Origin of the sequence: Aquicoccus porphyridii (assembly GCF_008369105.1) — a bacterium.
Classification (GTDB): domain Bacteria; phylum Pseudomonadota; class Alphaproteobacteria; order Rhodobacterales; family Rhodobacteraceae; genus Aquicoccus; species Aquicoccus porphyridii.
Window position 1 is genome coordinate 301,615 of record NZ_VINQ01000003.1, and the last position, 20,901, is coordinate 322,515.

The 20,901-nt window shown below is 62.3% G+C and carries 22 protein-coding genes; 15 read left to right on the top strand and 7 right to left on the bottom strand.

The window, feature by feature from the left end:
• Nucleotides 1-109: 109 nt before the first annotated feature.
• Complete coding sequence (locus tag FLO80_RS06710; RefSeq protein WP_111362969.1) at nt 110-1,222, bottom strand: substrate-binding domain-containing protein; 1,113 nt, start codon at nt 1,220-1,222, stop codon at nt 110-112.
• Between the two features lie 117 nt (nt 1,223-1,339).
• On the opposite strand from FLO80_RS06710, the gene FLO80_RS06715 reads away from it, so the two are divergent.
• Nucleotides 1,340-1,774 (top strand): MarR family winged helix-turn-helix transcriptional regulator, encoded by a 435-nt coding sequence (locus FLO80_RS06715; RefSeq protein ID WP_111362972.1) that lies wholly within the window; start codon nt 1,340-1,342, stop codon nt 1,772-1,774.
• 75 nt (nt 1,775-1,849) lie between these two features.
• On the opposite strand, the gene FLO80_RS22840 is transcribed toward FLO80_RS06715, so the two are convergent.
• Nucleotides 1,850-1,990 carry a hypothetical protein gene (locus FLO80_RS22840; RefSeq protein ID WP_188078228.1) on the bottom strand — a complete coding sequence of 47 codons (141 nt, stop codon included), beginning with the start codon at nt 1,988-1,990 and terminating at the stop codon, nt 1,850-1,852.
• Between the two features lie 140 nt (nt 1,991-2,130).
• Nucleotides 2,131-2,577 (bottom strand): MarR family winged helix-turn-helix transcriptional regulator, encoded by a 447-nt coding sequence (locus FLO80_RS06720; RefSeq protein ID WP_223145460.1) that lies wholly within the window; start codon nt 2,575-2,577, stop codon nt 2,131-2,133.
• A gap of 68 nt (nt 2,578-2,645) precedes the next feature.
• Between FLO80_RS06720 and FLO80_RS06725 the strand changes: the two genes are divergently transcribed.
• Together FLO80_RS06725 and FLO80_RS06730 are read left to right on the top strand one after the other, a co-directional pair.
• A complete protein-coding gene (locus tag FLO80_RS06725) occupies nt 2,646-2,984 on the top strand; it encodes an antibiotic biosynthesis monooxygenase (RefSeq protein WP_111362977.1) in 339 nt (112 codons plus the stop codon).
• 168 nt (nt 2,985-3,152) lie between these two features.
• Nucleotides 3,153-4,412: a glycosyltransferase gene (locus tag FLO80_RS06730; protein ID WP_111362980.1), complete on the top strand. Its 1,260-nt coding sequence runs from the start codon at nt 3,153-3,155 to the stop codon at nt 4,410-4,412.
• A 7-nt stretch (nt 4,413-4,419) separates the two neighbouring features.
• Here FLO80_RS06730 and FLO80_RS06735 read toward each other — a convergent pair whose 3' ends face one another.
• Nucleotides 4,420-4,950 (bottom strand): DUF3576 domain-containing protein, encoded by a 531-nt coding sequence (locus FLO80_RS06735; protein WP_246156592.1) that lies wholly within the window; start codon nt 4,948-4,950, stop codon nt 4,420-4,422.
• Between the two features lie 312 nt (nt 4,951-5,262).
• Here FLO80_RS06735 and FLO80_RS06740 point away from each other — a divergent pair, with 312 nt between their 5' ends.
• The 3 genes from FLO80_RS06740 (at nt 5,263) to FLO80_RS06750 (ending at nt 7,423) form a co-directional block, all read left to right on the top strand.
• Nucleotides 5,263-6,180 carry a porin gene (locus tag FLO80_RS06740; RefSeq protein ID WP_111363243.1) on the top strand — a complete coding sequence of 306 codons (918 nt, stop codon included), beginning with the start codon at nt 5,263-5,265 and terminating at the stop codon, nt 6,178-6,180.
• Nucleotides 6,181-6,287: 107 nt separating this feature from the next.
• A complete protein-coding gene (locus tag FLO80_RS06745; protein ID WP_111362983.1) occupies nt 6,288-6,944 on the top strand; it encodes a YggS family pyridoxal phosphate-dependent enzyme in 657 nt (218 codons plus the stop codon).
• Nucleotides 6,945-7,033: 89 nt separating this feature from the next.
• A complete protein-coding gene (locus FLO80_RS06750) occupies nt 7,034-7,423 on the top strand; it encodes a YbhB/YbcL family Raf kinase inhibitor-like protein (RefSeq protein WP_111362986.1) in 390 nt (129 codons plus the stop codon).
• A gap of 182 nt (nt 7,424-7,605) precedes the next feature.
• On the opposite strand, the gene FLO80_RS06755 is transcribed toward FLO80_RS06750, so the two are convergent.
• Nucleotides 7,606-8,115, bottom strand: coding sequence for a L,D-transpeptidase family protein (locus tag FLO80_RS06755; RefSeq protein WP_111362988.1), 510 nt, complete (start codon nt 8,113-8,115; stop codon nt 7,606-7,608).
• Entirely contained in the window at nt 8,112-9,203 is a 1,092-nt protein-coding gene (gene ribA / locus FLO80_RS06760) for a GTP cyclohydrolase II (protein WP_111362990.1), read from the bottom strand. Before ribA ends, FLO80_RS06755 begins: the two co-directional genes overlap by 4 nt.
• A 156-nt stretch (nt 9,204-9,359) precedes the next feature.
• On the opposite strand from ribA, the gene FLO80_RS06765 reads away from it, so the two are divergent.
• From FLO80_RS06765 to FLO80_RS06785, 5 genes are all read left to right on the top strand, one after another.
• Nucleotides 9,360-10,046 (top strand): response regulator transcription factor, encoded by a 687-nt coding sequence (locus FLO80_RS06765; protein ID WP_111362991.1) that lies wholly within the window; start codon nt 9,360-9,362, stop codon nt 10,044-10,046.
• A 336-nt stretch (nt 10,047-10,382) separates the two neighbouring features.
• Nucleotides 10,383-11,171: an exodeoxyribonuclease III gene (locus tag FLO80_RS06770; RefSeq protein ID WP_111362992.1), complete on the top strand. Its 789-nt coding sequence runs from the start codon at nt 10,383-10,385 to the stop codon at nt 11,169-11,171.
• Nucleotides 11,172-11,275: 104 nt separating this feature from the next.
• The gene (trxA, locus tag FLO80_RS06775) at nt 11,276-12,187 is read left to right on the top strand and encodes a thioredoxin (protein WP_111362993.1); all 912 of its coding nucleotides are present in this window, start codon (nt 11,276-11,278) and stop codon (nt 12,185-12,187) included.
• A 27-nt stretch (nt 12,188-12,214) separates the two neighbouring features.
• Nucleotides 12,215-12,859 (top strand): LON peptidase substrate-binding domain-containing protein, encoded by a 645-nt coding sequence (locus tag FLO80_RS06780; RefSeq protein WP_111362994.1) that lies wholly within the window; start codon nt 12,215-12,217, stop codon nt 12,857-12,859.
• A gap of 5 nt (nt 12,860-12,864) precedes the next feature.
• Complete coding sequence (locus FLO80_RS06785; RefSeq protein ID WP_111363245.1) at nt 12,865-13,047, top strand: Trm112 family protein; 183 nt, start codon at nt 12,865-12,867, stop codon at nt 13,045-13,047.
• An 18-nt stretch (nt 13,048-13,065) separates the two neighbouring features.
• On the opposite strand, the gene FLO80_RS06790 is transcribed toward FLO80_RS06785, so the two are convergent.
• Nucleotides 13,066-14,277 (bottom strand): FAD-dependent monooxygenase, encoded by a 1,212-nt coding sequence (locus FLO80_RS06790; protein ID WP_146611006.1) that lies wholly within the window; start codon nt 14,275-14,277, stop codon nt 13,066-13,068.
• A gap of 123 nt (nt 14,278-14,400) precedes the next feature.
• On the opposite strand from FLO80_RS06790, the gene FLO80_RS06795 reads away from it, so the two are divergent.
• The 4 genes from FLO80_RS06795 (at nt 14,401) to FLO80_RS06810 (ending at nt 20,767) form a co-directional block, all read left to right on the top strand.
• The gene (locus tag FLO80_RS06795; RefSeq protein WP_111362999.1) at nt 14,401-15,729 is read left to right on the top strand and encodes an amidase; all 1,329 of its coding nucleotides are present in this window, start codon (nt 14,401-14,403) and stop codon (nt 15,727-15,729) included.
• Between the two features lie 119 nt (nt 15,730-15,848).
• Nucleotides 15,849-17,027 carry an aminotransferase class I/II-fold pyridoxal phosphate-dependent enzyme gene (locus tag FLO80_RS06800; RefSeq protein WP_111363001.1) on the top strand — a complete coding sequence of 393 codons (1,179 nt, stop codon included), beginning with the start codon at nt 15,849-15,851 and terminating at the stop codon, nt 17,025-17,027.
• A gap of 13 nt (nt 17,028-17,040) precedes the next feature.
• On the top strand, nt 17,041-19,950 hold the full coding sequence (locus FLO80_RS06805; protein WP_111363004.1) for a DNA translocase FtsK: 2,910 nt from the start codon (nt 17,041-17,043) through the stop codon (nt 19,948-19,950).
• 214 nt (nt 19,951-20,164) lie between these two features.
• On the top strand, nt 20,165-20,767 hold the full coding sequence (locus FLO80_RS06810; RefSeq protein WP_111363006.1) for a LolA family protein: 603 nt from the start codon (nt 20,165-20,167) through the stop codon (nt 20,765-20,767).
• Nucleotides 20,768-20,901: the final 134 nt, after the last annotated feature.

The following is a 20,901-nucleotide window of genomic DNA, read 5'->3' on the forward strand; positions in this document are numbered from 1 at the left end:
GCCGCCACGCCGACGACGACTGAGTCCGTTACGCTGAAGGATTGGAAATTTTCATTTCCATTTCAAGTAAATTATTTTCCAATTCAATAGTTTTTGGTAAAGTATTGTTTTATATGCGCTTTATAACCGAAAACTGAACGCCGTCCGCACGGGCAAGATAAATCGGGGTGCGCATTTTCCCGTCGTCCGACATGCGTTCACGCCGCGCGCTGCGGTAATCGAGGGTCAGGGGAATCACCTGTCCGGCCTCGCGCCAGCCAGCATTGTCATGCCCCAGAAGGCCGGCAAGAAAATGCACCCCCTCATAGGTCGATTGTCCGATTGCATTGAGCACCGGCGCATGCTCTCCATGCAGACTGTAGTATTTTTCCTTGAACGCCCCGTTGGCCTCTGTCGGCAGCGCGCCAAAATATGACGCGGCCGAGAACAGCCGCTTGAGGTTTTCGCCGCCACTGGCCAGCAAACCGTTTTCCTCGACGGCACAGGACAAGCGCACGATCCGCTTGTCGAGGCCCGCCATCCCGAATGCCCGGTTGAAGGCCACCGCATCCTGCCCGACCAGCGAAATGAGTACCGCCTCGGCCCCCGAGGTCGCGATTTCATCCACATGTCGGTCCATGTTGCGTAGGCCGAAGGGCAGATACCGCTCGAACGCGAGATTGGCGGACATCTCGCGCAGCTTGGCCTTGGCATAGGCGTGCGAGGTCCGCGGCCAGACATAGTCATTGCCGATCAGCGCCCAGCTTCGCGGCCGGAACCGCGTTTGCAGATATCGCAGCGCCGGACCCAACTGTGCGTCAGGCGTTTCCCCGATGGCAAAGATTCCGGCGGTCTGCTCTCCCCCTTCGTAAAGCGGGGTATAGACATAGGGCACGCGCTGGCCGACCACCTTGCTCAACCGCTGGCGCACCGCGCTGATATGCATCCCGACGATGGCGTCGATCGCGCCCGCCTCGATCAGCTCATGCACCACGGCCTCTACCGGCGTGGGCGCCTCAACGGCCGCATCGACCATGACAAGTTCCACCGGCCGCCCCGTGATCCCGTCGCCGCGGTTCAACTCGCGCACCGCGACCTGCGCGCTCGAGATGCAGGACGGAGCCCAGAGACCGGCCGACCCGCACAACGGGATCAACAGGGCCACGCGATAGGTGCGCGCCGCTCCGCACAGCGAACGGTCACCGATTTCCGGCACCTCCGTGGGAAACGAAATCTCCCCCATGCAAGAGATCATTTTGCAAGCCTTGAACAATTGCCAGATCGTTTCGCAACACTGCAATTGAATTTACTTTCCAAGTCAACTATTAATTGGCACACGCAAAATATGGTGAAATACGGCATGAAACACGTTTCAACCTCGATGAACTCCTACATTTCCTACATGCTGGCTGCGGCACATCATGCCGTGCATCAGACACTCGCCACGCGCCTGAAGGACCATGGGATGCAGGTTGAGACATGGCGCATTCTCGAGACGCTCGACAGCGAACAGCGGCTGACCATGGGGGAACTGGCGCGTATCGTGCTGATGAACCCGCCAACCCTGACAAAGATGGTGGACCGGATGGTATCGCAAGGTCTCGTGCACCGTCAGGTCGACGCCTCCGATCAGCGCAAAGTCAATCTGCTACTCACCGATCTGGGCCGCAAGCGCATGACCGAGATCCGCGAGTTGGTCCGCGTGCAGGACCGTGAGATTCTCGCCCAGCTCGACCCGCAACAGGTCGAGGTGCTCAACTGCGTCCTGCGCGATCTGTCCGACACCGCCGGCTGAGTCGCGGCACCGGGAAAACCGGGCTCTGCCGCAAGCTTTCCCCAAACCCGCAACGGGACGGTTTCGCCTTGGGCTTCATGCTGCCATGCGGTCTTCGAGCATGGACACCGCCCCGGTCAGCGCGCAGGGCCCCGATCCAAAGTCGCGTTCGATCATACGGACCTCGCCGCTGATATCGCCGGTCAGGTTGAAGCTGCGGGACTGTACCTTTCGCAAGGCCCGCACCCCATCAAAAGCATCCGGTCACGCCAGAGGCGCGCCTCCGGCACGACGGGCGGCCCGGGCGGCTGCGCCGCTGTTGCGGGCGGGGCGCCTTGTCGAGTGGCTGGTTGGCGTGACGGAGCGGTCGCCCGGTTTCAGGAAAGGGGGCTGGACAGCAGGAAGCGCGCCTTCGCGAGAAGCTTTGCTGCGCGTTCCATTTCTTCGCGGTCGAAATGTTTGGCCACGTCTTTGAGCCATTCTCGTCTGATGCTATCTGCCTTCGCGTAAGCTGCCTGACCTTTTTCTGTCATTTTGACGAGCTGCGCGCGCCTGTCTCGGGGGTTGTCCGCCATTTCCAACAAGCCATCATCGATCAATGTGTTTGCAATGCGTTGGACGGCCTGACGTGACACACCCGCTTCCCGGGCAAGCTGCGACACTGTCTGCGCCTCTGACGAGCGGTCCACAGCGCCCAGAACCTGCCATCGCGCACTGCTGAGGCCGAACGGCGCCACCTTTCTGTCGCCCTCAGCGATCAGACAACCGTTCAGCCGAAAGACCTCGAGGATCAAGCCACCAAGATCATCCACACTTGCAGTCACTTTACATACCTCCATTCTTTTGACAATGTGTTGTCAATATTGGCGGAAACATACAGCAGGAGGTTACTATGCCGGAAGGGCCATTCTTCAGGATCGACAAATTCATCGTTCCAGCCGAATCCAGGCACCGCTTTACCGAACGGCTGAAACTGACCCACGAGGCTTTGGACAGCGCCCCGGGCTGTGAGCAGAACCTGATACTCGAGCAGATCGAAGGCCCGGGGCGGTTCAACCTTGTCACCTTCGTGAGGTGGCGGGATCGCACCTGCTATGAGGCTGCCCGGAAGGCCGCGCAGAAACGTCAGAACGCGGCAGGATTCAATCCATCCGCCTTTATGGAGGAGCTTGGTGTCGTTGCCGATCTGGGAAATTATGCCGACCTTGATCGGGTCATCGCGGCCTCTTAACTCCGGTCTGCCGCTTCTGATTGCCGTCCGCTCTGGCCCCATTCCAGACAAGGCCCGGCGCCCTTGCTCTTGCCCAAATCAACCCCGTTCCCTTCTTATCCCCCCGGGCTTTGCAGTCTGCCGTCCAGACGTTAAAGAGTTCAGACACGGATCAAGGCCGGGCCCTGCATGCAAATCCTCTTCATCCACCAGAATTTCCCCGGCCAGTTCAAGCACCTCGCCCCCGCGCTGGCCGCCGGGGGGCACGAGGTGGCGGCGCTGACGCTGCGGGTCAAGGAGGCGCGCAAATGGAACGGCGTGAGCCTGCTGCCCTATGCGGTCAACCGCGACCCCGGGCAGGCGCTGCACCCGTGGCTGGTCGATTTCAACACCAAGGTCACCCGCGCCGAAAGCTGCTATCACGCCGCCTGCGCGCTGCGCGATCAGGGGTTCACCCCCGACGTCATCATCGCACATCCCGGCTGGGGTGAATCGCTGTTCCTGCGCGATGTCTGGCCCGATGCGCGCATCGGCATCTATTGCGAGCTTTATTACCGGCCCGATTATCCCCATACCGGCTTTGACCCCGAATTCGACGGCCCGCCCGACCCGACCAACGCGCTGCGCCTGCGGATGAAGAACCTCAACAACCACATGCATTTTGCCATCGCCGATGCGGGCCTCAGCCCGACCCGGTTCCAGGCCGACACCTTTCCCGCCGCCTTTCGCGACCGCATCACCGTGGGGTTCGACGGCATCGACACGGCCCGCCTCGTGCCGGATGACACCGCATCCCTGTCGTTCAAGAGCGGCCTGACCCTTTCGCGCAGGGACGAGGTGATCACCTTCGTCAATCGCAACCTCGAACCTTACCGCGGCTATCACGTCTTCATGCGCGCCCTGCCGCGCCTGTTGCGCGAACGGCCCCGGGCGCATGTGCTGATCGTGGGCGGCGACGAGGTGAGCTATGGCGCCCGCCCGCCCAGGGGCAAGACGTGGAAACAGATCTTCATCGACGAGGTGCGCAGCCAGATCCCCGATGACGACTGGGCCCGCGTCCGCTTCCTTGGCCGCATCCCCTATGACCGCTTCGTGACCCTGCTGCAGCTCAGCCGCGTGCATGTCTACCTGACCTATCCCTTCGTGCTCTCCTGGTCGCTCTTCGAGACGATGAGCGTCGAAGGCGCCATCGTGGCCAGCGCCACCGCCCCGGTCAAAGAGCTGATCACCCACGATGAAACCGGCCGCCTCGTCGATTTCTTCGACGGCGACGCGATTGTCGATGAAGTCTCGATGCTGCTCGACGACCCCGGGATGCGCGAACGGCTGGGCAAGGCCGCGCGCCACCACGTGGTGCGCAACTACGATCTCGAAACGATCTGCCTGCCGCGCCAGGTGCAATGGGTCAGGGATCTCGCCGCGATGACGCCCCGCACGCCCGGCCTCTAGCCGCGAATCAGAACCGCCGGTCCTCGATCCGCAATTCCCGCGCCCGCGCCAGGATCGCATCCTCGACCGCGCGCTGCGTGCCCGCCGCCACCGGCCCGCCCTGCGAGGCCAGCGCCACGGTGAGCGAGCGCGCATCCAGCGCCGGGTCCTTGATATAGACGGTCGCGCGATAGGCCCGCCCGCCGCCCGGCGGAGTGCCATAGCCGGTCACGATCACCCCTGTGAACGGGTCGATCGACTGGATCGGCAGGAAATTCAGCACGTCAAGCGACGCGTTCCACAGGTAGCGGTTCACCTTCACGGTGGTGCCCGTATCCGTGCGCTTGAACAGATCCCAGACCGAAGTCTGGCCGACCTGGCTCATCCCGTCGCGCCCTTCGAGGATCGGCTCGGCCACATCCTCTTCGGTATCCACGTTGTCGCGCGCACCGCCAAGGCCAACGGAACCGAAGATCCCGCCACCACCGCCGCCACAGGCGGTCAGCGAAAACGCCACCAGCCCGGCCATTAGGAATTTGAAAGCGCTCGAATGCTGCATGTCACCGCCCAGAACCTGCTTTTCCTCACCGTCCTACCCAAGCCCCGCCCCGGGGGCAAGGATTTATGAACATTCCCGCCGGTTCGCCCGCCTGCTCGTCTGCCCGCCGGTCGCCCGTCCACCATCGGCGCGACTCCGCCACGTGTGGCCGGCCCGCGCCCAAACTGTGGCAAAGCTGCACCAATTATCGCCACATTGCCGATGGCCCGCGCCGCATGCTTGCAAACACCCCCCGTTTGGAGCGAGACACTTGCCATACCCAATGCGGATTCCCTGCTTTGGGCCTATGACTGGAAAACCGAGGGAAACAACATGAAAAAGATTCTCTTTGCAACGACCGCACTCGTCGCCTCCGCTGGCGTCGTAGCTGCAGACGTGTCGTTCAGCGGCTACGGCCGTTTTGGTGCAATCAGCATCGACAACCCCACGCCCACGCCCGACGTCGAAGGCATCTACACTCGTATTCGCCTGCAAATCGACATGACCACCGAAGCCGACAACGGCCTGACTTTCGGTGCCCGTCTGCGTCACCAGGCAACTTCGGTTAACGGTGCTGGCTACGGCGGCGGCTTCAACGGCGCACGCTTCTTCGCACGTGCCGGTGGCCTCGAAATCGGTGTTGGTAACACCTTTGGCGCCATCGAATTCATGCCCGGCGTCTACATGAGCACCCAATCGGCCGATATCGGTCTGTCGGGTCTGGGCTTCCACAGCCTGGTCACCAACACCGCGCAAAAAGGCTACTTCAACTGGGACGCCTACTCGTCCGGTGGTGTTGGCCGTGACGGCGTCGAAGTGATGTACTCGGCTGGCGACTTTGGCGGTCACCTGTCCTACTCGAACACCGGTGGTGTTGAGCGGACCGGCCTGCACGTTCGTTACGCCTTCAACGACTGGACCGTTGCTCTGGGTTACCAGGACTCGAGCCTGGCAACCGAAGACAAGATCGTCCTGACCGTTGGCGGCAACGTCGGCCCGGCGAAACTCGGCCTGGCCTATGCTGACAACGATGGCATCGGCAAATTCGCCCTCACCGCAGGTGTTGAAGTTGGCGCGGCGACCCGTGTTGACGCCTACATCTCGTCGGAAGACGGCGCAGCCGGCGGCGAAGCCTACGGCCTCGGCGTGTCGCACAGCCTCGGTGGCGGTGCGTCGCTCGAAGGTGGCTTCACTCGCAACGACATCACCGATGTCAACGCGGTTGACCTTGGTATCCGCTTCAACTTCTGATCCCAGAAGTCAAAGCGACCCAAAGGGAAAGGGCAGGTCTTCGGACCTGCCCTTTTCTTTTTGCGCAGACTGGTGTTTCTCTCATCCCGAAGAATAGGGAAAACACCATGCCACTTGCAGATATTCAAACCCGCATCGCCAAAGCCGAGGCCGCAGCCAACCGCGCCCCCGGCTCGGTCAATCTCATCGCCGTCTCCAAGGTGCAGCCCGATGAACGGGTCCGCGCCGTCCTCAGCGAGGGCCACCGCCTCTTCGGCGAAAACCGCGTGCAGGAAGCCGCGGGCAAATGGCCCGCATTCCGCGACGCGTTCGAGGGCGTCAAGGTCCACCTGATCGGCCCCCTGCAAACCAACAAGACGCGCCAGGCCTTCGAGTTGTTCGAGGCGATCCATTCCGTCGACCGCCCCAAGCTGGCCAAGACCATCGCCCGCATCGCGCAGGAAGAGGGGCGCTGCCCCGATCTCTTCATCCAGATCAACACCGGGGAAGAGCCGCAAAAGGCGGGCGTGCTACCCACTGACGCGGACGCTTTCATCAAGGATTGCCTGGCGATGGACCTCCCGGTTCAGGGCCTGATGTGCATCCCCCCCGTGGACGAGGAACCCAGCCTGCATTTCGCCCTGCTGGCCAGGATCGCCGCCCGCAACGGCCTCACCGGTCTCTCGATGGGGATGAGCGACGATTTCGAAACCGCCATCGCACTGGGCGCCACCCACATTCGCGTCGGCTCGGCGATTTTCGGGGAACGGGTCACGGGCGCGTAGGGCGGGCTTCAACGCAGCACGACCAAGCTTGACCCCGAACTCGTGGTCGGAATACTATTTCAATAGTTTTTTCGCAAAAGGAATTCCCAATGAAACCGTTCTTCATTGCCGCAGGATTCGCCTTTGTGGCCAGCACCGCAGTGGCCGAAATGACACTTGGTTTCCAATGGGGCGATATCCCGCGCTGCACTACCGGTCGGCCGAATACCGTTGCCAACCCCGAATTCGTTCTTGGGGGCGTGCCACAAGGCACCAACCGGATCGTGTTCAAGCTCAAGGATCTCGATGTGCCGAACTACAATCACGGCGGCGGCACGTTGAAGGTTCAGATGTCGGGCAGCGGTCGAATCCCCTCTGGGGTGTTCAAATACAAAAGCCCCTGCCCACCCTCGGGCCGCCACACCTATGAATGGACTGCAACAGCGAAAAAGGGCAACCAGACCCTCGCGACCGCAAAGGCCGCGCGGCAATATCCCTAACGAGCCTCAACTCACCGGTCATTGCCGAAAACCGGGGTCTTTAACCGGATCTCAACCAATCTGAACAAATCCTTGCGCGCGCCCGGTTAACCCCGCGAAACCCGTCACGCCCGGCAGCCGGGGAACAGCCGGGAGTCATACGCAAATCACCCCCCCGATTCGGGCCGCGTTAATCATCGGCGTCAATCCGCCAACGCCTCCGGCACGATCACCCGTGTTCCCGGCTCCACGCGGCTCGCAATCCACATGAGGTTCGCCCGCGAAAAGGCGATGCAACCCGCCGTCGGATACCCCGGGCCCCGCCATTGATGCAGGAAGATGGCCGAGCCTTTCCCGGTTTCCGCCACGGGGTAATTCCAGTTTGTTATCAATATGATATCGTAAAGCGGATCACTGCGCCGCAACCGCTCGTGGCTGTGCGGATAGGGCGCGCGCACCAACTGGTTATACGCCGCGTCGCCGCTCGCATCCGACCACAGATCACCAACCCGGATGGGCTCCGCCCATGGCGCGGGGCGCATCACACGGTCCGGCCGATAGAGCATCCCGACGATGCGATGCACCCCCGTGGGCGTCGCCCCGTCACCCTCGCGCTTATCCGTGCAAATCCCGCCAACACCCTGAGAACACGGGATAAATCTTCCCATAAACCGAAGCCCGCGCCGGGTCAGCACCATATCCGCAGGGCTCAAAACAGGTGCCCTGATTTCAACGCCTTGGTCGCCAGGTAGGCCCGGTTATGCACGTTCTCACCGACCTTGAGCGGCACCCGCTCGGTCACCGTGATCCCGTTGGCCTGCATCATGTCGATCTTGCGCGGGTTGTTGGTCAGTAACCTGACCGACGAAAAACCCATTGATTTCAGGATTGTAGACCCGATACGGAAATCCCGCTCATCATCCTCGAACCCCAGCCGGTGATTAGCCTCGACCGTGTCAAACCCCTGATCCTGAAGGCTATAGGCCCGCATCTTGTTGGCCAGCCCGATCCCCCGCCCCTCCTGGTTGAGGTAAAGCAGGACCCCTTCCCCCTCTGCCCCCATCTGCGCCAGCGCACCGCGCAATTGCGGTCCGCAATCGCATTTCAAAGAGCCCAGAACATCGCCCGTGAAACAGGCCGAATGGAGCCGCGCCAACACCGGCGCATCGCGAGAAGGTCGCCCGATTTCAATGGCATAGTGCTCTTCCCCGCCATCCTCGGGGCGGTAAATATGCAGCCGTCCTGCCCCCGCCGCCTCCATCGGAAGCCGCGCCGCCACGACCGGATGCAGATCGCTCACCTGCTCCAGAACCGGCCCCGCAAGCGCCGCCTGAACCACCGTCAGGCTGTTGGCCAGCGCGAACGCCGCCGCATCCTGCAGGTCAAGCACCACCGCCGACGGCAAGAGCTGCGCCGTCTTCACCAGCCGGATCGCCAGCCGATGCATCCCCGCATCCCCCTCCCGCGCGGACAACAGCGGCCCCTTCATCGGTGTCTTGAGATCATCCGCCGGATCGGCCACCGCCAGCACCCAATCGAGCCGCGCATCCGGCGGCAACACGATCCGCGCCAGATCACCGTCATAGGCCCGCGCCTTCAACGTCTCGGCCCGCCGCGCGGTAATTGCCAGAACCGGTACGCCTCCCAACACCCGCAGGTCCGCCAGCCTCTGCGCGTCCATCGTCTCCGCCGCCAGCACCAGCACCGCCGCCTTTGCATCGGCGATCACGACCGGCACACCCATTCGCAGATCGGCGCGGGCACGGGCCAATGTTTCAATGATGTCAGGTGCAAAGCTCATGTCCGGTTCCTTTTCCCGCTCCGATCTAAGGGAATCCATCACAATATGAAACATTTGCGCACGTGATTACACGTCGACGTGAGAGAATTGCAGCATACCTTGTTCAATGCCATTTCCTGCCTCATGTCTTGATCATACGAACGAGGAGGCCAAACCATGGCACAGCTCAAGAAAATTCTACTGGTCGATGACGACGACGATCTGCGCGAAGCGCTTAGCGAACAATTGATCATGACCGAGGATTTCGACGTTTTCGAAGCCGCGAACGGCAGCGATGCGATCCGCAAGAGCCGCGAGGGCATATTCGATCTCGTGATTCTCGATGTCGGACTGCCCGATACCGACGGGCGCGAGTTATGCCGCGTCATGCGCAAACAGGGCGTCAAGGCCCCCGTGATCATGCTCACCGGCCATGACAGCGACGCCGACACCATCCTCGGCCTCGACGCAGGCGCCAACGACTATGTCAGCAAACCGTTCAAGTTTCCGGTTCTTCTGGCCCGTATCCGCGCCCAGTTGCGCCAGCACGAACAATCCGAAGACGCGGTTTTCCAGCTCGGGCCATACACGTTCAAACCGGCGATGAAGATGCTGATCACCGAAGATGATCGCAAGATTCGGCTGACCGAGAAAGAAACCAATATATTGAAATACCTGTATCGTTCCGCCGAAGGCGTGGTTGCACGCGACATTCTGCTGCACGAAGTCTGGGGCTACAATGCGGGTGTCACGACCCACACGCTCGAAACCCATATCTATCGCTTGCGGCAGAAAATCGAACCTGATCCGTCGAACGCCCGCCTTCTGGTAACCGAAGCCGGCGGGTATCGACTGGTTGCTTAAATGCCACAGGTTGAGTGGTCGTATGGAATACCCGACTTATTTGAGCCAGATCAAAGTTGTATCTTGAACTTGTAAATACGGTTTACCCATCCCGTTGCATGTGCGGGTTATCACATGCACCTCCCTGTTGGACTGGCCCGGGTCACGACCCGGGTCTTTTTTCATCAAGGTGTCGCGACCACATGCCAAGACAGGGATAAGCCAAAACGCTCATGGGTTTTGAGCAACCTGCTTTCAGCGTCCGGTTCCGATATTGCCGCTACCGGAAAATCAGTTCTGGTCACTCTTTCATGCCCGCGATAGCCTGCACCCCACGAACGACAGGAGACGCGGAACATGGCCTTTACCCTTGCGACATGGAACATCAACTCGATCCGTTTGCGCGAACCGATCGTGCGCAAGCTGCTTGAGGAAGAGGCCCCCGACATTCTCTGCCTTCAGGAATGCAAAAGCCCGGTCGAGAAGATCCCACTCGATGGGTTTCGCGCGCTGGGCTATGGCCACATGATTGCCCGTGGCCAAAAGGGATATAACGGTGTGGCCATCCTCTCGCGCCTGCCGATCGAAGACGTGGGAGACAAGGATTTCGCCGCGCTCGGCCATGCCCGCCACGTTGCCGGGCGGCTGGAAAACGGCGTGACCATCCATAATTTCTATGTCCCCGCCGGTGGCGACATTCCCGACCGCGAGAAGAACCTGAAATTCGGCCAGAAGCTCGACTACCTGACCGAGATGCGCGACTGGTTCCACTCCGACCGCCCGGAAAAATCCATTCTGGTCGGGGATTTGAACATCGCCCCGCGCGAAGACGACGTCTGGAGCCACAAGCAGTTGCTCAAGGTCGTCTCCCACACCCCCATCGAGGTCGAACACCTGGCCGACACGCAGGATGCCGGGAAATGGGTCGACATCACGCGAAAGGATATCCCCGAGGGGAACCTCTATTCATGGTGGTCCTACCGCGCCCGGGACTGGGATGCGGCCGACAAGGGGCGCAGGCTCGATCATGTCTGGACCACGCCCGACATCTCGAACGCGGGCCATTCGTCGCGCATCCTGCGTGCCGCCCGCGGTTGGGAAAAACCATCTGATCATGCGCCTGTTTTTGCCACGTTCGATCTCTGAACCCCGGTACGACAGGCCCAACCGGCAAATGCGCATGCGGGCCTTGCAACACAGGCGCAGATACATCATCTAACGGGCAACCCCGAACCCGGAGGACTGCCGTCATGGAAATTGATCTCACCAAATCCGCCAACGCCGCCGAACTCGTCTTTGACGTGACCGAGGCCGACTTCATGGAAAAGGTCATCGAGGCCAGCAAGGAGGTGCCGGTGATCGTCGATTTCTGGGCGCCATGGTGCGGCCCGTGCAAGACGCTTGGCCCGGCGTTGGAAGAGGCCGTGAACAAGGCCCGCGGCGCCGTGAAAATGGCCAAGGTCAATATCGACGAGAACCAGATGATCGCAGGTCAGCTTCGGATTCAGTCGATCCCCACCGTCTATGCCTTCTGGAACGGCCAGCCGGTCGACGGATTTCAGGGCGCCGTGCCGCCCTCGGAAATCCAGAGCTTCATCGACCGCGTGGTCAAGGCCGCGGGCGGTGACGCGTCGGGCGGTCTCGACGAGGCGGTGACCGCCGCCGAGGACATGCTCGCCGAAGGCGCGGCCGTTGACGCTGCCCAGACCTTCGCCGCCATCCTGCAAGAGGATCCGCAAAACGCCGCCGCCTATGGCGGGCTTGCTCGCGCGCATATCGCCATGGAGGATCTCGATCAGGCCGAGGCGATTCTCAATGGCGCCCCCATCGAGATTTCGAAGAAACCCGAGCTCGAGGCTGCGCATGCCCAGCTTGACCTCGCACGGCAGGCCACCAATGCCGGCCCCGTGGACGAGTTGAAAGCCCAGGTCGAGGCCGATCCCGACGATCACCAGGCGCGACTCGATCTCGCACAGGCCCTGCATGCCAAGGGCGAGGTGCAAGAGGCCGTGGATCAACTGCTCGAATTGTTCCGCCGTGACCGCGAATGGAACGATGGCGCCGCCAAGCAATTGCTGTTCACCATCTTCGAGGCACTCCCGCCCCAGGACCCGATCGCACTCAACGGTCGGCGCAGGCTGAGTTCGATGATCTTTGTGTGATCGGGCCTGCCGCGTTATGATACCGGCATGAACCCCGATATGGACCTGCCCCGGACAATTCCGGTTTTTCCGCTCACCGGCGCGTTGCTCTTGCCACGCGCTCGGCTGCCCTTGCATGTGTTCGAGCCGCGTTACCTTGCCATGCTCGATGATGCGCTCAAGACGCCCGAGCGGCTGATCGGAATGATCCAGCCAAACGAGGTTCCGGGTCGTGACGGCCTGACCCTGATGACGATCGGCTGCGCGGGCCGGATCACGCAATTCTCGGAAACCGAGGATGGGCGCTACATGATCACGCTCTCGGGCATCTCGCGCTTTCGCATCCAGAGCGAGGTCGAGGGCTTCACGCCCTATCGCCGCGCAAATGTCAGTTGGGAAGGCTTTGAACGCGACCGTGGCGGCGCTGACCACGATCCGGAGTTTGACCGCGCGGGCTTCTTCCGCTTGCTGGGTCGTTATTTTCAGGCCCGCGGGCTTGATACCGACTGGAACACACTCAAAGACGCCGATGACGAGCTCCTGATCAACTCGCTCTCGATGCTTCTTGAATTCGAACCCGAGGACAAACAGGCCCTGCTCGAAGCACCTTCTCTCTCGACCCGGCGCGAAACTCTTGTCACACTGATCGAATATGCGCTTCACGGCGGCGACGGCGAGGATCTGATGCAATGACCGACATGCCGAAAACCGACTTTGACCGGCATATGCTCGAATCCCTGGTCTGTCCGCGCACCCAGGGGCGGCTCGACTACGATGTCGAGCGGCAGGAACTGATCAGCAAATCCGCCGGTCTCGCCTATCCGATCCGCGACGGCATCCCCGTGATGCTGATCGACGAAGCGCGCGTGATCGAACCATAGCGCGCAAACGCTTCGGTATCACCGCATCAATTCCGGCAATTCACCGGTCAGCCCGGCCGCCTCGCGCAGGAAACCGCGGCGCAGGCCCGGCATGGCGTTCACCACCCCCATGCCCAGATCACGCGCCGTGCGCAAAACCGGGTTGTCGTTGGAAAAAAGCTTGTTGGTCAGGTCCGTCGCCATGGCCAGCGTCGCCACGTCGAACCGGCGCCACTCCTGATAGCGGTCGAGCACGAGAGGAGACGTAAAATCCTCACCCCGCCGCGCGGCCTGTCCCAGAACATCCACCAGCGCCCCCACATCACGCAGCCCAGCATTGAGCCCCTGCCCGGCAATCGGATGCATCCCATGCGCCGCATCGCCGATGAGCGCCAACCGCTCGTCCACGAACCGGTTGGCAATGGTCAGCTTCAGAGGATAGGCAAAACGCTTGCCCTTGAGGCGGATCTGCCCAAGGAAATCGCCGAAACGCGGCCGCAGGACATCAAGATAATCCTTGTCGGACAAGGCGTTGATCGCCGCTGCGCTGTCATGTGTCTCGGACCAAACGATGGACGACACGTTGCCCGGCAACGGCAGGATCGCCAATGGCCCCGGCGGCATGAAAAACTGGTGTGCGATGCCGTGATGCGGCTTTTCATGTCCAATCGCGCAGACCAGCGCGGTCTGCCCATAGTCCCAACCGGTCCGCCGGATTCCCGCGCGCTGCGCCGTGCCCGACTCGCGCCCGTCGCACCCAACCAGCAACCGCCCGCGCAGAATCTGCCCGCTTTCCAGCCGCAAACTCACGCCGCTCGCATCCACCTCTTGTGCGATGACGCGGTCCTGAACCTGATGAATTCCGGGCTCTTCGTTCATCGTATCGAGAAAGGCCCGCCTCAGATAGCGATCTTCGAGCATGTGGCCCATCGGCCCTTCTTCGATCTCGGCCGAGTCGAAATGCAGGAAAAACGGTGCAGGCCCTTCGCCCGCACGCCCGTCACTGGCCTTGATCTCGTGCATCGGCTGGCTGTGCCCGGCCACCCGGTCCCAGATGCCTATCCGCGTCAGAAGCCGCTGCGACGCCAACGCCAGCGCATAGGCCCGCCCGTCGAATGCCGCGTTCTTGCGCACCGTCTCGGGCAGGGCGTCGACCACCGTCACGCTGAAACCCTTGCGGGCCAGCGCCAGTGCCAGCGCCGGACCATTGAGTCCGCCACCGACGATCAAGATATCCCGTGTCTCTTCCATGCCCCTAAATGTGGTCATTCGCTCGGGATTGTCCATGGCACAGATCGCCGCTAGCGTGGGTCCATGTCGCGAGGGCGGATGCCTCCGGCGGGAGTATTTCAGGCAAGATGAAGGACGGGCAGGATGAAAGACTGGTTGTGGATGAGCATGGGCGATCTGGGGCGCGGCATCGAGGCGGGCGAGATCGACCCTATCGCCCTCACCGAAACCTATCTTTCGGCCATCAAGGCCCATGAACACCGCGACCGCATCTATGCACGCCTGACCGAAAGCCGCGCCATGGCCGAGGCCGAGGCGGCATCGAAGCGGGCCAGGGCCGGGCAACGCCGCGGCCCTCTCGACGGTGTGCCGGTCAGTTGGAAAGACCTGTTCGACACCGCCGGGGTCGCGACCGAGGCCGGATCGGCCCTGCTCGAAGGGCGGGTGCCGGACGAGGACGCGTGGGTTCTCAAGAACGCGACGCTGGCCGGGACGGTCTGCCTTGGCAAGACGCATATGTCAGAACTGGCCTTCTCGGGCCTCGGTCTCAACCCCGTCACCGCCACCCCACCGAACGTGAACGATCCCGAGGCGGTGCCCGGCGGGTCGTCCTCGGGCGCGGCGGCGTCGGTCGCCTTCGGCCTCGCGCCCTGCGGGATCGGGTCGGACACCGGCGGATCGGTGCGTATCCCAAGTGCCTGGAACGACCTTGTCGGGCTCAAGACCACGGCCGGACGGATTTCAATCAAAGGGGTCGTGCCGCTTTGCGCCAAGTTCGACACGATCGGACCGCTGGCCCGGTCGGTCGAGGATTGTGCGCTCATGCTGGCCGCGATGGAGGGCGGAAACCCCGCAGACCTCACCGGGGCGCGCATTCGGGGCGCGCGGATCGGCGTATTGCAGACCGTCGCGCTCGACGATGTGCGCGATGCACCAATGGCGGCCTATCGCGACGTCATGGAACGGCTGGCCGATGCCGGTGCCGTACTTGAACCGTTCGAAGCACCCGAAGTCACCCGCGCCATGGCACAATCCGCCATCACCTTCACCTCCGAAGCCTGGGGAACCTGGGGCGACCTGATCGAAACCGCACCGGACACGATGTTTCCGCAGATACTCGAACGGTTCCGTTCGGGGCGCGATCATGCCGCCGCCGATTATGTCCGGGCATGGCACATAGTCGACGCCGCACGCGCCGAATGGGCCACCCGTGTTGCAGGGTATGACGCGGTCATCATCCCATCGGCCCCCAATCTGCCCCCCGAGGTCGACCGTTTGCTGAGCGATCACGACTATTACGTGACCGAGAACCTGCTGACCCTGCGCAATACCCGCATCGGCAACATGCTCGGGCTGTCGGCCGTGACCCTGCCCACGGGCACGCCCTCCTGTGGCGTGATCCTGATGGGCAAGGCCTTTGGAGAAGAGGCGCTTTTGCGCGTGGCCGCCGGGGCCGAGGCGGCGTTGGCCTAAATGCCACAACCGCCTGTGCCAACGCGCGAATTTCTGGACGTGGCCGCGCCGCTTGGGTAACATGATCCCAAACGGGGCGTTCATGACCCCGGCCCTGAGGCAGAAAAAGCAGTAAACCCATGTTTCCCGATCGGTTCTCGAACCTGCCGGAATATGCATTCCCGCGCCTGCGCGCCCTGCTGGATCATCACCAGCCGGGGGGCGATGTGGCACATATGACCATTGGCGAGCCGAAACACCCCTTTCCCGACTGGGTGCCGGGCGTCATTGCCGACAACGCCGCAGGCTTCAACAACTACCCCCCGAATGACGGCACCCCGGGTTTGCGCGGCGCGATCTCGGACTGGTTGAAGCGCCGGTTCGGCGTGAAACCCGACCCCGACACCCAGATCATGGTCCTGAACGGCACCCGCGAAGGGCTTTACAACGCCTGCATGGCGCTGGTGCCGGAAAAGGTTCGGGGCGATCAACCGCTGATCCTGCTGCCCAACCCGTTCTACCAAGTCTACATGATCGGCGCGATTTCCGTCGATGCCCGGCCCGTGATGGTGCCCGCCACCCGCGCCACCGGCTACCTGCCCGATTATTCCGGTCTGCCCACCGACATGCTCAACCGGGTGGCCGCCGTCTATATCTGCTCGCCATCGAACCCGCAGGGTGCCGTCGCCGACCGCGCCTATCTGCGCGAGTTGATCGGGTTGGCCGAGCAGTTCGATTTCCAGATCTTCGCCGACGAATGCTATTCCGAGATCTACCGCGACACCCCGCCCCCCGGCGCAATGGAAGTGGCCACCGAAATGGGCGCCGATCCGGAGCGCGTGGTGGTGTTCCACTCGCTTTCCAAGCGCTCGAACCTCCCGGGGCTGCGTTCTGGTTTCGTCGCGGGCGGGCCGCAATCCATTGCCCGGCTCAAGCAATTGCGCGCCTATGCCGGCGCACCCGTTCCCCTGCCGCTCCAGATCGCATCCGAGCGGGTCTGGGCCGACGAAGAGCATGTGATCGAGAACCGCCGCCTTTACCAGGAAAAATATGATGTCGCCGATGCGCTCATGGCGGGAATTCAGGGATATAAGGGCCCCGAGGCCGGGTTCTTTCTCTGGCTGCCGGTCGAAGACGGCGAGACGGCCGCGCTCAAGGCGTGGAAGGAAACCGGCGTTCGGGTCTTGCCCGGCGCATACCTCGCGCGGGATGTAGACGGCAGCAACCCGGGCAAGGGCTATATCCGGGCCGCAATGGTGGCCCCAAAACATGAAATGGAGCACGCGCTGATCCGGTTGCGTGACTGCATCTACAGCTGAGGACGAGGAATAAATGGCATATCAGGCACGAGGACGCGATCCGCTGCTGGACAGCAACATGGCCGAAGCGATCGAGAAACGCGGCAAGGAATTGCTTGGCATCCTGCTCATTCTCATCGGGTTGTCCGCGGGGGCGATGTTCTGGTCCTACGCGCCCTCCGACCCGTGGTGGATGTCGGCCACGGACGCACCGATCCAAAACTGGATGGGCCGGTTCGGTGCCTCGATCGCGGCCCCGATGTTCATGATCGTGGGTCTGGGAAGTTGGGGCCTTGCCGCCGTGCTTGTCGTCTGGGGGCTGCGCCTGGCCCTTCACCGCGGCAGCGATCGGGCCTTGGGTCGCCTGATCTTTGCCCCGATCTGGATCGCGATCTTGTCGATCTATGCCGCGACGCTCGTGCCCGGCCCGGAATGGACCCATTCCTTCGGGCTTGGCGGCCTCTTCGGCAAGACCGCCGCAGGAAGCTTGCTGACCCTTCTGCCCATATCCGCCACGTTCGGGTTGAAACTTTTGTCGATCATTCTGGGCATTGCCATGGTCGCGGGCGCGGCCTTCGTGTTGGGCTTTACCCGTTCCGAACTGCGCCATTTCCTGCGGTTCCTGCTGATCGGCGTGATCATGCTCTATGCCGGGCTGATGGCACTGATGGGCAAAACCACGCGCGGCGCCGTCACCACAGCCCAGAAACTCCAGGCCAGAAATGCCGCTCGCCGCGCGCGACGCGCGCAAGAGGCGGCCGAAGCTGCCGAATGGGCCGCCATGCAAGAGGCGCAAACTGCCCCCGCCTCTACATACCGGGCGGACGAGCCGACCATGGGTCGCACCTCGCCGTCCTTTGAAACCACGCAAGGCTTCGAGAAACCCGGCATCCTGTCGCGGGCGACAAACCTCATTCGTCGGCCCGACCCCGACATCACCACGTTGCCCGAACCCGAACTCATCGAATCCGAGCCGCATTTCAATACCGCCCCCGAGGCCCCGGGCGACGACCGTATCCGCGCCCGCATTGCCGATGTGATCAAGACGCGGGCCCGGCAGGACCCCACGTTCCAGTCCGACATCCATGCCCCGCTGACCAAGGGGCGTGGTCGCGGCCCCGACCCGCTCGTCCTCTCCTCGGGCCCGGCCATGGACTTGCCACCCGAACCGCCATTGTCCGCAGCGCACCATATGCCCGAACCACCGGTCACGGCCCAGCCCGAACCGACCGGTTATGACCATGCGCCCGAGGTCGATCATGATCTCGTGGCCGAGGCGACCCCACGCGCGCTTCATTCCGGGCCCATGGCCACGCCCAGCCTGCACGCCGAGCCCCGCAAGGTGGTCCAGCAACCGGCGCGCAAACCGATCCAGCCGTCGACACGGGCCCGGGCCGAAGCCCAGCCCGCCCTGCAATTCGACGACCCACAACATGCCTATGAGCTTCCCCCGCTGTCGCTGCTCACGAGCCCCGAAAAGGTCCAACGCCTCCACCTCTCCGACGAGGCGCTCGAAGAAAATGCGCGGATGCTGGAAACCGTGCTCGACGACTACGGCGTGAAGGGCGAAATCGTTTCGGTCCGCCCCGGCCCTGTCGTCACCATGTATGAACTCGAACCCGCCCCCGGCCTCAAGGCCAGCCGCGTGATCGGCCTTGCCGACGACATCGCGCGTTCGATGTCGGCCCTCTCGGCCCGGGTCTCAACCGTGCCGGGCCGCAGCGTGATCGGGATCGAACTGCCCAACGACAGCCGCGAAATGGTCAATTTCCGCGAAATCCTCTCCTCGCGCGATTATGGCGATGGCAACCACAAGCTGCCGCTAGCACTGGGCAAGGATATCGGCGGCGATCCGATCGTCGCAAATCTCGCCAAGATGCCTCACCTGCTGATCGCGGGCACCACCGGGTCCGGCAAATCCGTGGCGATCAACACCATGATCCTGTCGCTGCTCTACAAGCTTTCGCCCGAAGAATGCCGCATGATCATGATCGACCCCAAGATGCTTGAGCTTTCCGTTTACGACGGCATCCCGCATCTGCTCTCGCCCGTCGTGACCGATCCGAAAAAGGCGGTCGTGGCCCTGAAATGGGTCGTGGGCGAGATGGAGGAACGCTATCGCAAGATGTCCAAGATGGGCGTGCGCAACATCGACGGCTACAACAGCCGCGTCGCCGATGCGCTCACCAAGGGCGAGATGTTCTCGCGCACGGTGCAGACCGGGTTCGACGACGAGACCGGCGAACCCGTCTTCGAGACCGAGGAATTCGCCCCCGAGAAGATGCCCTATATCGTCGTGATCGTCGACGAGATGGCCGACCTGATGATGGTCGCGGGCAAAGAGATCGAAGCCTGCATCCAGAGGCTCGCCCAGATGGCGCGCGCGAGCGGAATTCACATCATCATGGCCACGCAACGCCCCTCGGTCGACGTGATCACCGGCACGATCAAGGCCAACTTCCCGACGCGCATCAGCTTTCAGGTGACGTCCAAGATCGACAGCCGCACCATTCTTGGCGAAATGGGCGCCGAACAGCTCTTGGGCATGGGTGACATGCTTTACATGGCTGGCGGGGCCAAGATCACCCGCTGCCACGGCCCCTTTGTGTCCGACGAGGAAGTCGAGGAGATCGTCAATCATCTCAAGGGCTTCGGTCCGCCCGAATATCTCAGCGGTGTGGTCGAAGGCCCCGATGACGAAAAAGCCGATGGAATCGATGCCGTGCTGGGTCTCGGCGGCAACACCGATGGCGAAGACGCGCTCTATGATCAGGCGGTGGCCATCGTGATCAAGGATCGCAAATGCTCGACCTCGTATATTCAACGCAAGCTGGCCATCGGCTATAACAAGGCCGCCCGTCTGGTCGAGCAGATGGAGGAAGAGGGCGTCGTCTCATCGGCAAACCATGTCGGCAAGCGGGAAATCCTCGTGCCCGAACAGTAAGGCCGGCGACCTGCCCACCTCCGGCGATGGGACGCCGCGCAGCCGACCCGCCCCGGCCTTGAGTCGGGGCGACTGTTCCCCATCAAACGCGACACGGATTAGCGCGACCTCCCTCCCCGAGCACCGGCATGTTATCGCTTAACAGTTGGGTTTGCGGCAGTCTGTGCCTATCTAGACCGGTAAGACATCGGTGCTGCATCAAAGGTTTTCGTACATGACCCTGAAACATCTCGTCCTCGCCTCTGCCACGATCATCGCCTTCGCGAGTCCGGCCTGGGCCGAGAAACTGTCGCTGGCCGCGATCTCGCAATATCTAAACGGGCTGCAAACCGCGCAGGGCGCGTTCACCCAGATCAACGATGACGGCACGATTTCGACCGGCACGATCTATATCGCGCGCCCGGGCAAGATCCGTTTCGAATACGACCCGCCCGAACAGACCCTCGTGCTCGCCTCCGCCGGTGCCGTCGCGATTTTCGACCCGAAGACCAATCAGGGGCCGGAAACCTATCCATTGCACCGGACACCACTCAAGATCATCCTTGCGGAAAACGTCGATCTTGGGCGCGCCAACATGGTGGTGGGCCATTCCCATGACGGCACGGCCACCACGGTGACCGCCCAGGACCCCGAACATCCCGAATATGGCAATATTCAGCTCAGGTTCACCGGCAACCCGGTCGAACTGCGCCAGTGGATCGTCAATGACGATTCCGGCTCATCCACGACCGTTGTTCTCGGCGAATTGAAAGTCGGCGGCAACCTGCCCTTCCGTCTGTTCGACATCGAACAGAACACCCGGCGAACAGACCGCTAGCCCGCATCGCGTTCTCTTGAAAACACCCGCCCCGGCCTTGAGGAGGGGCCTCTCACCCTTGTCATTGGCCCCGGTTCAAGGCCGGGGCGGCAAGGCTGGGCTCCGTTCCAGTGCGACATCCAATAAGGCATTGA

Coding starts and splice junctions, on each gene's coding strand:
- FLO80_RS06710 (WP_111362969.1), bottom strand. CDS start 1,222: ATGGGGGAGATTTCGTTTCCCACGGAGGTGCCGGAAATCGGTGACCGT.
- FLO80_RS06715 (WP_111362972.1), top strand. CDS start 1,340: ATGAAACACGTTTCAACCTCGATGAACTCCTACATTTCCTACATGCTG.
- FLO80_RS06725 (WP_111362977.1), top strand. CDS start 2,646: ATGCCGGAAGGGCCATTCTTCAGGATCGACAAATTCATCGTTCCAGCC.
- FLO80_RS06730 (WP_111362980.1), top strand. CDS start 3,153: ATGCAAATCCTCTTCATCCACCAGAATTTCCCCGGCCAGTTCAAGCAC.
- FLO80_RS06735 (WP_246156592.1), bottom strand. CDS start 4,950: ATGCAGCATTCGAGCGCTTTCAAATTCCTAATGGCCGGGCTGGTGGCG.
- FLO80_RS06740 (WP_111363243.1), top strand. CDS start 5,263: ATGAAAAAGATTCTCTTTGCAACGACCGCACTCGTCGCCTCCGCTGGC.
- FLO80_RS06745 (WP_111362983.1), top strand. CDS start 6,288: ATGCCACTTGCAGATATTCAAACCCGCATCGCCAAAGCCGAGGCCGCA.
- FLO80_RS06750 (WP_111362986.1), top strand. CDS start 7,034: ATGAAACCGTTCTTCATTGCCGCAGGATTCGCCTTTGTGGCCAGCACC.
- ribA (WP_111362990.1), bottom strand. CDS start 9,203: ATGAGCTTTGCACCTGACATCATTGAAACATTGGCCCGTGCCCGCGCC.
- FLO80_RS06765 (WP_111362991.1), top strand. CDS start 9,360: ATGGCACAGCTCAAGAAAATTCTACTGGTCGATGACGACGACGATCTG.
- FLO80_RS06770 (WP_111362992.1), top strand. CDS start 10,383: ATGGCCTTTACCCTTGCGACATGGAACATCAACTCGATCCGTTTGCGC.
- trxA (WP_111362993.1), top strand. CDS start 11,276: ATGGAAATTGATCTCACCAAATCCGCCAACGCCGCCGAACTCGTCTTT.
- FLO80_RS06780 (WP_111362994.1), top strand. CDS start 12,215: ATGAACCCCGATATGGACCTGCCCCGGACAATTCCGGTTTTTCCGCTC.
- FLO80_RS06785 (WP_111363245.1), top strand. CDS start 12,865: ATGCCGAAAACCGACTTTGACCGGCATATGCTCGAATCCCTGGTCTGT.
- FLO80_RS06790 (WP_146611006.1), bottom strand. CDS start 14,277: ATGGAAGAGACACGGGATATCTTGATCGTCGGTGGCGGACTCAATGGT.
- FLO80_RS06795 (WP_111362999.1), top strand. CDS start 14,401: ATGAAAGACTGGTTGTGGATGAGCATGGGCGATCTGGGGCGCGGCATC.
- FLO80_RS06800 (WP_111363001.1), top strand. CDS start 15,849: ATGTTTCCCGATCGGTTCTCGAACCTGCCGGAATATGCATTCCCGCGC.
- FLO80_RS06805 (WP_111363004.1), top strand. CDS start 17,041: ATGGCATATCAGGCACGAGGACGCGATCCGCTGCTGGACAGCAACATG.
- FLO80_RS06810 (WP_111363006.1), top strand. CDS start 20,165: ATGACCCTGAAACATCTCGTCCTCGCCTCTGCCACGATCATCGCCTTC.